The organism is Pseudomonas sp. B21-032 (assembly GCF_024748965.1).
GTDB lineage: Bacteria > Pseudomonadota > Gammaproteobacteria > Pseudomonadales > Pseudomonadaceae > Aquipseudomonas.
In genome coordinates, this window is record NZ_CP087180.1 from 5,554,872 (window position 1) to 5,566,840 (window position 11,969).

An 11,969-nucleotide genomic window follows, 5' to 3' on the forward strand; every position below is an offset into this window, starting at 1 on the left:
GCCCGCCATGTACGAGACCACACGTATCTTTCGCCCTTCAGGCCCGTTTGCCGCGCTGTTCGGCAAGCCTTACGGGCCCAACGCTGTCGCTAGCCCTTCGCTGACCAGCTCCCCCCTCTCAACGCTGTTCCACACCTTGTCGATTCCACCTCGCGACGTCTTGCTCGCGCACAAGCGCAAGCGCCCTGTCCCTCCGCCTGCCAGCTGACACCTGAAGTTTCCGCTTCCTCTCGCCCTCGGTTCTGCCGTTCAGGGCTGGAGTCGCTTTGCATTTTTTTCAGTGTTTTCTGTCAGGAAATCTTATGACTATTCGTGTTGCCATTATCGGCGCAGGCCCGTCCGGCCTGGCGCAGTTGCGTGCCTTTCAATCCGCTCATGCCCAGGGTGCCGAGATGCCCGAGGTGGTGTGTTTCGAGAAGCAGGCCGACTGGGGCGGGATGTGGAACTACACCTGGCGCACCGGCCTGGACGAGCATGGCGAGCCGGTGCACGGCAGTATGTACCGCTACCTGTGGTCGAACGGGCCGAAGGAATGCCTGGAGTTCGCCGACTACAGCTTTGATGAACATTTCGGGCGGCCGATTTCGTCTTATCCACCGCGCGAGGTGCTCTGGGATTACATCCAGGGCCGGGTAAAAAAGGCCGGTGTGCGTGATTACATTCGCTTCAATACCGCCGTCAAAGCGGTACGCTTTGATCAGGCCAGCCGCACCTTTACCGTCAGTGCCTATGACTACGGCACCGGCCAGGGCATCGAGCAGGTGTTCGATTTCGTCGTGGTCGCCAGCGGGCATTTTTCTACCCCGCATGTGCCGGAATTCGACGGCTTCGAGCGCTTCTCCGGGCGCATCCTTCACGCTCACGATTTTCGTGAGGCGGTGGAGTTCAAGGGCAAGGATGTGCTGATTGTCGGCAGCAGCTATTCGGCCGAAGACATCGGCTCGCAATGCTTCAAGTACGGTGCGCGCTCGATCACCAGTGCCTACCGCACCCAGCCCATGGGCTACAAATGGCCCAAAGGCTGGGAAGAGCGCCCGCAGTTGCTGCGGGTCGAGGGCGAGATGGCGTTCTTTGCCGACGGTTCGAGCAAGCGCGTGGATGCGATCATCCTCTGCACCGGCTACCAGCATCACTTCCCGTTCCTGCCCGACGAGCTGACGCTCAAGACCAGCAACCGCCTGTGGCCTGCCGGGCTGTACCAAGGGGTTGTCTGGGAACACAACCCGCAGCTGATCTACCTCGGCATGCAAGACCTCTGGTACAGCTTCAACCTGTTCGACGCCCAGGCCTGGTTTGCCCGCGACTACATGCTCGGGCGCATCAAGCTGCCGCAGCCGGCGGCAATGGCTGCCGACAGCGCACAGTGGCGCGCCGAGGAACTGGCGCTGGAGTCGACCGCCTCGATGTACGAGTTCCAGGGCCGCTATATCAAGCACCTGATCGAGCAGACCGATTACCCAAGCTTCGATATCGACGCGGTGAACCGGATTTTCCTCAAATGGAAGTCGGACAAAAAACAAGACATCATGGGTTACCGCGACAAGTCCTACCGCTCGGTGATCACCGGTACCGCTGCCGTGCCGCACCATACTCGCTGGCTCAACGCGCTGGATGACTCACTGCAGGAGTACCTGCGCGAGACCTCGGGCAAGGGCGATCTGAAGACCTTGCGCCAGCACTGACTAGGGCGCGCGCTGCAACCAGTCGCAGTAACGTGCCACACCCTGCTCCACCGTCAGCGTTGGCTGCTCATAGCCAACGCTGCGCAAGCGCTCAAGGTCGGCGCAGGTGTAGCACTGGTACTTGCCGCGCAAGTGCTCGGGGAATTCGCTGTATTCCAGAATGCCCTCCAGCAGGGCCATCTCCAGCGACAGCGGCGGCTGGTCCTGCTGCTCGCGCAGGCGGTTGATCACTGCCAAGGCCACGTCATTGAAAGGCTGGGCGCGGCCGCTGCCGACGTTGAAGAGGCCGCTCAGCTGCGGCCGGTCGAGGAAGAACAGGTTGACCTTGACCACATCCTCGACCGCCACGAAATCGCGCAGGTGGCCGCCGCTCGGGTAGTCGCCATAGCTGCCGAACAGGCTGACCTTGCCGTTGGCCTGGTACTGGTTGAAGCAGTGCAGGGCCACCGAGGCCATGGCGCCCTTGTGCTGCTCGTGGGGGCCGTAGACGTTGAAGTAACGCAGGCCGACGATCTGGCTGCGCGCCTGGGGCAGCTGCCGGCGCACGCGCTGGTCGAAGAGGAATTTCGAGTAGCCATATACGTTCAATGGCCGCTCGCACTCGCGCTGTTCGCGGAAGTCGCGCCCGGCGCCATACACCGCCGCCGACGAGGCATACAGCAGCGGCACCTGCAGGCCTTGAGCGGCGTCGAGCAGGTCGCGGCTGTAGCGGTAGTTGTTGTCCATCATCAAGCGCCCATCGCCTTCGACGGTGCTCGAGCAAGCGCCTTGGTGCAGCACGGCGCGCACCTTGCCAAACTGGCCGCGGCCAAAGCGCTGAAGAAAGTCGTCCTTGTCCAGGTAGTCGGCGATTTCGCTGTCAGCCAGGTTGCGAAACTTGTCGCCATCGCTCAAGTCATCGACCGCGATGATCTCGGTTTCGCCGCGTTGGTTGAGGGCCTGAACCAGGTTGCTACCGATAAAACCGGCGGCGCCGGTGACGATAATGGTCATGCCATGTCCCCCTTTGAGGGTGCAGAGTCCTCAGTTTAGGGGGTGGTGATTGTGCAAATATTAACCAGGGTCAATGGTTTTGCCGATTGCCGGCATGCATGGCTTTGAGCAATTTGTTACGTGATTTGCGCATCGCCACCAGACGACTGCGCATTTTTCACTGGCGTTGGCTGTTAAGCAGATAGAGCCCAGAAAGGGACATGGAGGTGGAGCATTCGGGATTTCCCCTTCAACGACGTTCCTTGATTGCCCGAGCTTCGTCCCGTTGCTTGACACGCTCCTTTCGCATCTCCACCAGATAGGCACGCATTTCCCTGTGCAGTTTGCTGTTCAGAATTAATAAGCCGATGAGCGGGAATAGCAGGCCGGTGCTATAGACAAACATATGTGGCCGGTATCCGTAGCTGGGCAGCACGGTCACCAGGCAAGCCACGAACACACCGACAACGACCCAGACCGCCCAAGCACGACCCCGTACCATCAGAAAATGGCTCACAAAGACCACCACAGAAAGCGCCAGCAGAACCATCGAGGTTTTGAACACTCGATCTTCAATACCTTTGAAATAGGTATTGGAGGCAAGCGCCACGGTACAGGAAGCCGAGAAGCACACCATGAAGAAGGCAACGATGAAGGCTGGAAAGTACTTTGCCAGAAACACTTTCAAGCTCGGTGGCTGCTTCATGGCTTGAACTCCTCATACAGCCCTACTGCGATCGTCTGCACCCTGCTGCTGCCCACAAACCCGGCACCCGCACCCAGGGAGTCTTTGATCAGAGTTCGGGTTGCATGCTTGAACTCGGTCGGTGTGTGGCGCTTGGGAAGTTGACCAGTACTCTGTTTGAGCCGTAGTTGCTTGGCTGTCAGCGAAGGATGCTTGAGCGAAAGCAATTCATCGGTCAGCGCTTTGCGCTGCTGACGGCTCAGTTTTCTGGAAAGCTCAGACCAACTGCTTCCGGTAGCCGCTTTGCGCACTTGCAGATACTTGAAGGTCGTAAGCCCAGAGGCCCCTACCCCCATCAACGACACAGCATCCAGCGCTGACGACATGTTCTGGTACCACTCGTAAGAGTCCAGCTCATCGTTATCCGCAGGGTTCACCACTTCGTTGAAAGTTCTGTACCCGCCGAAAATACACTGGGTGGTACTGGCCGCTGCAGCTGCGGCGCCCATTGTAGTGAGCACCAGGCTGGTGCCGGCAGTGAACGGCACCGCAACTGTGCCGCTAAACACTACGATCCATCCCAGAACTGCCCCGGTACAGGAAAGCGTTGCGTTCAGTGCTTCTTTAACCACTCGCGACTCACGCGGACTGGTCTTGAGCTCTTCGATGAACTGCGCAGGCGCCAGATACTTCTTCGCCTCACGCAAAATCACCCGCTTGGGTAGCACACTGCATATCGGCTGAAACTCACGCAGCGTCACCACGTTGTAATCCGCATCGATATACACCACCCCAGCACCGACAATGCCCGGATCGGCATCGATGGCGGCAAAGAGTTTCGGCAGGTTGATGCTGCTTTCGATGCGCTGCCTTGCGAAAAATTGCGACGGATTGTTATCCAGTCGGTTGAGTAACTCACTCATGAACGGTCTTCCTTGAAACGGCGCACAGGTCGCCCGGCCTTATGGCACCGAGCCGGGCGACGCTGTGGCTCAAGCCTTACACGTTAGGGCAAGGCACCGGTGCCCAGTCACCCATGTCCGGGTTCTTGCACATGTTGTTGACCTGGCTCTGGCCGGCGCTGGCAACCTTCTGGCTTTCAGCCTTCTTGGCGTTGGCGTCCTGCAGGGTCTTCTCGGTGGCGACGGCTTCCTTCGGTACCTCTGGCAGCTTTTTCTTCGCCGGTGGCGGGGTCTTGGTCTTGCCGGTATTGGTCTTCTTGGCGTTACCGGTGGCCAGCACCGGCGCCTGGGCTTCGGCAACGATCACCACGTCGTTACGCGGTACGCCGACCTGCTTGAGGTCTTGCTCGTAAGCCTGGGTGTAGTTGTTGAGGTTCTCACCCAGACGGCCGTTGACCGCGGTGATCAGGTTGTTCGACTCTTGCAGGCCGGCGATGATTTCCGCCAGGCGCTTGCGGCCTTCGCCATCGCTGATCTTGTTGCTCTTGCGGCCATCCATCAGGTTGGCGAACTCACGCTGGTAGCACGCCTGGGAGGCTTTGGCGTAAGCGGTGCTGCGGTCCATGTCGGCCGCGCTTTTGTTGATGTCGGTGGCGTAGGAGCCGATGCGCTGGTTGTCGTCGCTGATCTGCTTCTGGCGCTCGGTGTAGTAACCGGCTGCACCGCCGACCAGAGCACCACCGGCAGCACCGATGGCAGCATTGCGGCCACGGTTGTCGGAGTTGCCGGTCAGGGCGCCGGTCAGCGCGCCGCCGACGGCTCCGATCAGGGCACCGGTGGCGACCGACTTGGTCATGTCCGAATCGGTGGCGCGCAGGTGCTGCACCGGCTCGTAGCAGCTCGGGTAGTACTCGACCTTGGTCGTCGCACCGACCTTGGACGCCGGCGAGCTGGCGCAGCCAGTCAGCAGGACGGTGCTGAAACCGGCCGCCAGCAGCAGCGCGGCCCGGCCGTTGGAAGCAGTGAAGAAGGGCTTGCGAGTTGAAAGCATGGTCAGGTTCTCTCTTTGTTTAAACACGCCCGGGACAACCTCATGTCGCCCCGGTCACTACGATGCTCGCTCGACAGCCGCTCAAGGTTGCGGGGCGGCTGATGCGAGCAGTTCTTTCAAAATCGTCGCCGGGTCGGCGCGCCGTTGCTGGCGATAGTCCCCGACATGACGGACGAACAGGGTCGCGCGGCTGAGCAGGCTCTTACCCAGCACCGGCTTGCGATTGAGCTCTTCCTTGACCCGCTGGAACTGCGCCTGGATCACCGCGTCGGTGTAGCGCGTGCCGGTGGCAAGGTTGTCGATGTAGATCGCCACGGCGCCGTCGAGGGCGCTGCGGCCGTTGTTGATGGCAGCGGCAAACAGCTTGGCGCTGGTCTCGTCACCGGAAGCCTTGGCCTGCTGCTGGGTTTTCTGCAGGTTGGTCAGGCGGATGTTGTAGTTATTGATGGTTTCGGCCACCAGCGCCGCCGACTGGATCAGGTTGCCGGCGGCTTCTTCGCGCTGCTGGGCGATCAGCGAGACGTTGCGCTTGAGCTCTTCGTTGACCAGGCCAAGCTCGGCTTGCAGGCGCGGGTCGACGCTGGCGGCGATGATGCTGTCCAGGCGCTTGGTCGGGTCCTGGGCGTCGTCGATGGCGTCGGTCAGCGCGGCCAGGCGGCCCTCTTTCTGCCATTGTTCGAACAGTTCCTCATAACGCGAACGCGGCGCCGACAGCGCGCCGATGGCGACACGAAAACCTGTGGTCTCGTTGCTTTGCTCGGTACCATCGGCGCCGAACAGCGGGTACTCGCGGCGCATGCCGGTAAACAGCGTGCCCTCGCCTTCAAGGTAGTTACCGCCCTTGACCACAAACCCGCCATAAGCGCCCTGGCGCCGCCCGGCGTGCACCAGCTGGAACGATTCCTGGACCATCTCTGCGGCGTTGCCGAGTACGTCGAACATACCCAGCGGGTTGGGCAGCTTGGTGCCGATCGGGGTCAGGCGCGCGGCCTGGCCGGTGCCGCCGGCGACCTGGTTGAACACCGCCCAGTCGGCCAGCGGGCCGTCGCTTTCGCTGCCCTCGAGGCGGCGCGGGAACAGCCGCCCTTCCAGCTCCTGGCGGCTGACGGCGGAGCCGCCACGGGCAGCGAACTCCCACTCCACTTCGGTGGGCAGGCGCACAAAGCCTACACCGCCGTCTTCGGCCTTGTTGCCACGGCCACTGACCGGCAGCAGGTCACGATGGTTCTTCATCAACCAGGCGCTGTACACCGCGGAAAAACGCTCGGCCTCAAAGCGCGACAGTTTGACCTTGGGCAAACGCCCGGCCATGCCACTCGGTGCTTCACAGGCCGGCGCCGGTTCGCCGCTGGCCAGCGACTGGGCCTGGGCCATCACCTGAGCGTACTGGCGGGCGGTGACTTCGTACTTGCCGATGAAGTACATCATCGGCTTCAGCGGGCTGCCGGCGTCGGTCTGCGGCAGACTCGGGCTAATGCGTTTTTTCCACTCGGCAGACAGGTCCTGGAGGCTGAACTGGCCGTTGATAAAGTCACGGCGATAGCCGGAAATGAACGACTGCTTGTAGCCCGCTTCGCCTTCGCTGAAGGGGTAGCCAAGGTTCACCTCACGGTCGTCCAGGCTGCCCTGGGCCAGCACGTAGACGTGGCGGAAGACCATCTCGCCGTCGCACGGCAGCGGCAGGCTGATGTCGTCGGCCAGTGGCTTGGGGTTGTCCAGTTTATTGCTGGCAGGCTTGCTGTCGTCCTCGGCCTGGGCGCAGGACACCAGGCTCAGGGCGGCGACGATCAGCGCTAGGGCGGGTAAGCGGCGGTCAAACATCTCGAATTCCTTCACAAGCGTCTATTCGTGCCACGCGCCAGCCCCCCAGGGCGGCAGCGGCCGCGCTGGCCAGCAGCACAGCGAGCAAGGCAACGAGGTAATGCGACGGGAGCAGATGGCTGGCGTACTCGCCAGGCATCTGCATGAACAACTGGTTGAGGCCGCTTTCGGCCAGGGCGTACAGCGCCGCGCCGATGACAGCGGCAAACACCCCGCTGTACAACGCCTGCAGCACGACAAATGCAAGCAAGGCAGCGGTGCTGAAACCGAGCAGGCGCAACACCGACAGCTCGCGGCGCTTGCGCTCGACCGCCGCCAGGGCGCCGGCGCAAATCGCCGCAAACGCGCCCGCTACGGCCAGCGCGGCAATGATCCAGAACACCAGGGTCAGGTTGCGACTCAGCGACTGCACCTGGGCAATCGCTGGGGCCTGGGTCGAGACCAGCAACTGGCGATCGGCAAAAAAGCGCCGCAGCGGCTCGACATCGGTGAGGTTGCGCGCGTACAGCCGGAAGGCCGGATAAACCCGTTGTACCTCACCGGTATGGCGCTCACCTTCCCAGCCGAAAGCGGGCACGGCGCGACCATCACGGTAGTCTTCGGCGGCTTCCAGCAGCGCCAGCGGCGCAAACAAGGCATCGCGCTCGAAGGCTTCCAGCGGCAGCACAGCCACGACCTTCAAGGTGGTGCGCTGGGCCTGGATCTGCCCGGCAAGCTGGCGGCTGAACGAAGCATCAAGCTGATCACCCGCCTTCGCGCCAAGCTTTTCTGCCGCCGTACGGCTGAGGACGATCTGGTCGACCGCACCGGGGACGGCCAGCCCTTGCAGCAACGGATCGTTAAGCGCAGTGGGGATCATCTCGACATTGACCACGACCTTGCGCGCAGCCAGCACCAGGTCGGCGGTCGCGGCAATCTGCCGGGTGCGCGGCAAAGCGAAGGCGACGTCGTTACGCGCCGCCAGTTCAGCGACGAAGTCGGCACTGAAACGACCGCCACCCAAGGGGATGACTTCCCGCACGGCAGGGTCGCGCTGCAAACGCTCGGTAAGGCTGCTGACCAGGCCGAATTTCAGACCGAACAGCACCAGCAACGGCGCAATCACCGCCACCAGGGCCAGCACGCTGCAAACGGACAGGCGCGCGTCGTTGCGATAGTCGCGCCAGGCCAGGCTTGCGATCAGCATCGGGCGCATTACGGCTGGCCCTCCAACGTGGCGGTGACACCACCGTCGGCATCGCGGCGGCAGACCATGCGCAACACCTGCAAGCCGGCATCACGGGCCAGTGCCTCGTCGTGGGTGGCGACCAGGCAGGTCACCTGCCGTGCTTGCGCCTGGCGCAGCAGCAGTTGCATTACCCGTTGGGCATTGAGCGGGTCCAGGGCCGCGGTCGGCTCATCGGCCAGGAGCAAATCAGGGTTGTGCGCCAGGGCACGGGCACAGCTGACCCGCTGGCGCTGGCCGACCGACAAGGCGCCTGGCTGCTTGTCCAGCTGATCGTCAATCTCCAGTTGTTCGGCCAGGCGCTGCACGCTGCCGTCATTGCCCAGGCCAAGCACCTGGCGCGGCAGGGCGATGTTGCTGCGCACATCGAGAAAGCCGAGCAAGCCGCCCGCTTGCAGCACATAGCCCAGATGCCGGCGGCGCAGGTGCGCCAGGTGCTCCTGGCGTTGTTCACGCCACAGCTGCTGAACGTCGTAGGTGTGCGAGTCGGTGCTGAACACAAAGCGCTCGGCCTGATCGGGCTGCAGCACCAAGGCCAGCAGGTCGAGCAAGGTGCTCTTGCCGCAGCCACTGGGGCCGACCAGCGCCAGCTGCTGACCGGCACGCAGTTCCAGGCGCTCGATCTCCAGGCTGTAGCGCTGGTTGCCGAGGCCGCGGGTTTTGCGCAGCGCGTGCAGGTTGATCATCATGGCAGCGTCGACAACGGCACACGGTACAAGGCGTCACCGGGCTCGGCATTGCCGAAGCGCACCCAGTTGGCCATGTCGTTGTGGAAGGTTTCGTACAGGCGGATCTTCGAATCGAGCTCGTCGATGAAGTCTTCCTGTTCGCCAACGCTGAGCGACAACCACAGGTCCTGGGTCATGCTCAGGGACTTGCTGCGGTACGGCAGGCCCTCCAGGTATTCGCCCAGCACACCGCCTTCGGCGAGGTTGGCGCCTTTGCGCAGGGCGGCCGGGTCGCGGCTCATGTAGGCACTGGCGCTGGCGATTTCCTGGAAGAAATCCTTGGGCGAAGTGCGGGTCTTGCGCGCGGCATCGACGATCAGCTTCAGTGACTGCTGAAGGTCGTTGAGTTGCAGCTTGGTGAGCATCACGCAGACCTGCAGGGTCGGCAGCGCCGGGTTGGTCAGGTCGCGATCTGAGGTCCAGGCGCTGACCAGTTGCGGGGCCTGGCTGGCGCTCTTGCGGCCAAGAAAATCCATGTGCATGGCATAGCCGATGGCGGCGGATTTGTCGGCGATGCTCGGCGAAGCCGCCAGCAGCGGCGCCGGTTGCGCGGTGTTGCTGCGCACCTGGTGGACCAGATCGGCGAAGGTCGAACCGATCTCGCGCACCCGCTCGCCAAACTTGTGCACATCGCCACCGGGTACCGATACATACAGGTCGCCGATCTGCGGGTTGGCATCGGCCGTAAGCACCCGATACTGCTGCTCGGCGTAGGCGTGGTTCTTCTTGCCGGCCTCGGTGCGCAGGTGCAGGGCGTAGATCTTGATCTGCTTGCTCAAGGCCGCCTGGCGCACTTCGGCTTCGTTCATCTGGGTGCTGCTGTAGCGGTCGTTCTTGCGCAGGGAGCCGGCGTCACTGACCAGCAGGATCAGGCGCCCGCCGTAGCCGGACCAGTCCATGCCGTCGACCGCCTGCATGATCCCGGCAAAAGCGTCTTCGTTGAACGAATGGCTGGAGACGTTGGTGGCTTTCACCTGCTCGGCCAGCTTCAAAAAACGCTCGGGATCGCGGCCTTCATCGAGTGTTACCAGGGTCTTGGTCAGGTACTCCAGGGCAGGCGTGCGCGTGGTGTTGTTGCGAAAGCCGACCAGGCCGAAGCTGACGTTGTCCAGCTCGCCACGGCGCGAAATCTGTCCGTGCAGCTCGTGCACCACCTGGCGGACCTGATCGATATAAGGCTGCATCGATACCGAGGTATCCACCACCAGCACCACGGCGGTACGGAAGGCGTCGCCTGAGGTGGCCATGCCGGCGGCTTTCGCTTCGCCGGCGGGTGCGCTGTTGCCCGGGTCGATGGAGGCGACATTGAGCAACTGCAGCGGCTGGCCGTTTTCGTCGAAGCTCTCGCGCGCCTCGAAGATCGGCATCAGGTAGAACTGCTCTTGGGGCACGGCGCTGGCGCTGGGTTCCAGGGCCATCACTTGCGGCACTTCGTCGGGGTTGTTCTGCGCCTTGAGCAGCTCGGCACGGGCGGCCGAAGTGTCGCCAAGCAAACGCTCAAGCTCATCGGCCTGGCGCAGGAACATCACCGGCGCACGCCCCGAGCGTTCGGTGAACTTCAATACCAGGCTCTGCTTCCAGTCGCTGACCTGGGAGGCCGGCAACCAGCCGTCGCGGCGACCGTCACTGGCGGTGCCGACCTCAAGCCAAGGGCTGCCGTTGACGTCCTGGCGCTGGTAGACATAGAGCACGGTAAAGGCCGGCAAGGTATCACTGGGCGTGGCGCCCGGCTGCTTGACGACCTGCGCGCCCGGCCGGCTCAGCACGCGCTGGAACAGAGTTCGCTTGCCGGCCATCAGCAATGGTCGGTCACTGTCGTTGCTCGCAGTCGCAACGGTCGGCGCTACTGGCTCGCGGGCTTGTACCGGCTGCGCCTCCACTACCTGTTCGTCGCCACTGATGGCCCAGTAGCCAATCCCGCCCAGGCCCAGCGCGGCAGCAACGGCGATGGCGAGCAAGGCCGGTGTCGGGCGCTTGCGCGCAGCTGCAGGTGGCGAGGCCTTGGTGACCGGTTCTGGTTTCGGCGCCGGCGGTGCTGGCTCTACGGCTACGGGTGCCACCGGCGCTGCAATCGGCAGCGGCTGGATCAGGGTGCTTTCAGTGTCTTGCGCGGGTAACCGGTCGAGCGCCGCCAGCAAGGTCTCGGCATCGGCAAAGCGCTCGGCCGGGTCCTTGGCCAGCAGGCCACGGAGAATGTCCTGATAGCGGCCGTGCTCGATCGGCAGCTCCGGCAACGGCTCGGTCAAATGCGCCAAGGCCGTCGACAGCGCGTCGTTGCCGCTGTAGGGCAGCTTGCCAACCAGCATCTCGTAAAACACCACGCCCAGGGCATAGAGGTCGGCGCGGCCGTCGATTTCCTGGCCGCGCGCCTGCTCCGGGCTCATGTAACTGGGGGTGCCGACGGCAAACCCGGCCTGGGTGAACTGGGTGCGGTCATCCAGCGACTTGGCGATGCCGAAGTCCGACAGCACCGCTGTGCCGTCAGCGCGAAAAAGAATGTTGGCCGGTTTCACATCCCGGTGCACCAGGCCCTGGGCATGGGCATAACCCAGCGCCGAAGCGATCTGGCGGATGTACAGCAGGCCCTGCTCCGGCGTGACCCCGGCGGCGATACGCTCCTTGAGCGTACCGTTGGGCAGGTACTCCATGGCCATGTAGTACAGCTCGCCGACATTGCCGATGTCGTGGATGGTCACCGTGTGCGGGTGCGACAAGCGCGCCAGGGTGCGGCCTTCACGCAGGAAGCGCTCGCAGAAGGTCGGGTCGGCAGCCAGCGCCGCGGCCATGACCTTCAAGGCCACCTTGCGCTCCAGCGAGCGCTGGGTGGCGAGGTAGACGGTGGCCATGGCGCCTTCGCCAATCTCGCCGTCGATGTCGTATCCGGGGATCACTTTGTCCATGTG

The 11,969-nt window shown here is 63.1% G+C and carries 9 protein-coding genes; 1 reads left to right on the forward strand and 8 read right to left on the reverse strand.

All coding sequences use genetic code 11. From position 1 onward, the window contains the following. Positions 1-302 precede the first annotated feature (302 nt). Positions 303-1,682: an NAD(P)-binding domain-containing protein gene (locus LOY54_RS25750; protein ID WP_093378563.1), complete on the forward strand. Its 1,380-nt coding sequence runs from the start codon at positions 303-305 to the stop codon at positions 1,680-1,682. On the opposite strand, the gene rfaD is transcribed toward LOY54_RS25750, so the two are convergent. The 8 genes from rfaD to LOY54_RS25790 all read right to left on the reverse strand — a co-directional run bounded on the left by rfaD (position 1,683) and on the right by LOY54_RS25790 (position 11,966). Next, on the reverse strand, positions 1,683-2,675 hold the full coding sequence (rfaD, locus tag LOY54_RS25755) for an ADP-glyceromanno-heptose 6-epimerase (protein ID WP_258608453.1): 993 nt from the start codon (positions 2,673-2,675) through the stop codon (positions 1,683-1,685). It abuts the gene before it with no gap. Between the two features lie 229 nt (positions 2,676-2,904). Continuing rightward, positions 2,905-3,360, reverse strand: a complete 456-nt coding sequence (locus LOY54_RS25760; RefSeq protein ID WP_258608456.1) for a hypothetical protein — start codon at positions 3,358-3,360, stop codon at positions 2,905-2,907. Then, on the reverse strand, positions 3,357-4,262 hold the full coding sequence (locus tag LOY54_RS25765; RefSeq protein ID WP_093378547.1) for an NAD synthetase: 906 nt from the start codon (positions 4,260-4,262) through the stop codon (positions 3,357-3,359). Before LOY54_RS25765 ends, LOY54_RS25760 begins: the two co-directional genes overlap by 4 nt. A 76-nt stretch (positions 4,263-4,338) precedes the next feature. Beyond that, on the reverse strand, positions 4,339-5,292 hold the full coding sequence (gene tagQ, locus LOY54_RS25770) for a type VI secretion system-associated lipoprotein TagQ (RefSeq protein WP_093378542.1): 954 nt from the start codon (positions 5,290-5,292) through the stop codon (positions 4,339-4,341). A gap of 81 nt (positions 5,293-5,373) precedes the next feature. Beyond that, positions 5,374-7,113, reverse strand: a complete 1,740-nt coding sequence (locus LOY54_RS25775) for a formylglycine-generating enzyme family protein (RefSeq protein WP_258608458.1) — start codon at positions 7,111-7,113, stop codon at positions 5,374-5,376. Next, complete coding sequence (locus LOY54_RS25780; RefSeq protein WP_045202330.1) at positions 7,106-8,308, reverse strand: FtsX-like permease family protein; 1,203 nt, start codon at positions 8,306-8,308, stop codon at positions 7,106-7,108. The genes LOY54_RS25775 and LOY54_RS25780 overlap by 8 nt, the downstream gene beginning before the upstream one ends. After that, entirely contained in the window at positions 8,308-9,024 is a 717-nt protein-coding gene (locus LOY54_RS25785) for an ABC transporter ATP-binding protein (protein ID WP_283817212.1), read from the reverse strand. Before LOY54_RS25785 ends, LOY54_RS25780 begins: the two co-directional genes overlap by 1 nt. Further along, complete coding sequence (locus LOY54_RS25790) at positions 9,024-11,966, reverse strand: serine/threonine-protein kinase (protein WP_258608459.1); 2,943 nt, start codon at positions 11,964-11,966, stop codon at positions 9,024-9,026. Before LOY54_RS25790 ends, LOY54_RS25785 begins: the two co-directional genes overlap by 1 nt. Positions 11,967-11,969: the final 3 nt, after the last annotated feature.

What these genes read in the sequence shown, in the direction of transcription:
- LOY54_RS25765 (WP_093378547.1), bottom strand. Translation starts at nt 4,262, where the DNA reads ATGAGTGAGTTACTCAACCGACTGGATAACAATCCGTCGCAATTTTTC.
- LOY54_RS25750 (WP_093378563.1), top strand. Translation starts at nt 303, where the DNA reads ATGACTATTCGTGTTGCCATTATCGGCGCAGGCCCGTCCGGCCTGGCG.
- LOY54_RS25760 (WP_258608456.1), bottom strand. Translation starts at nt 3,360, where the DNA reads ATGAAGCAGCCACCGAGCTTGAAAGTGTTTCTGGCAAAGTACTTTCCA.
- LOY54_RS25785 (WP_283817212.1), bottom strand. Translation starts at nt 9,024, where the DNA reads ATGATCAACCTGCACGCGCTGCGCAAAACCCGCGGCCTCGGCAACCAG.
- LOY54_RS25775 (WP_258608458.1), bottom strand. Translation starts at nt 7,113, where the DNA reads ATGTTTGACCGCCGCTTACCCGCCCTAGCGCTGATCGTCGCCGCCCTG.
- LOY54_RS25780 (WP_045202330.1), bottom strand. Translation starts at nt 8,308, where the DNA reads ATGCGCCCGATGCTGATCGCAAGCCTGGCCTGGCGCGACTATCGCAAC.
- rfaD (WP_258608453.1), bottom strand. Translation starts at nt 2,675, where the DNA reads ATGACCATTATCGTCACCGGCGCCGCCGGTTTTATCGGTAGCAACCTG.
- LOY54_RS25790 (WP_258608459.1), bottom strand. Translation starts at nt 11,966, where the DNA reads ATGGACAAAGTGATCCCCGGATACGACATCGACGGCGAGATTGGCGAA.
- tagQ (WP_093378542.1), bottom strand. Translation starts at nt 5,292, where the DNA reads ATGCTTTCAACTCGCAAGCCCTTCTTCACTGCTTCCAACGGCCGGGCC.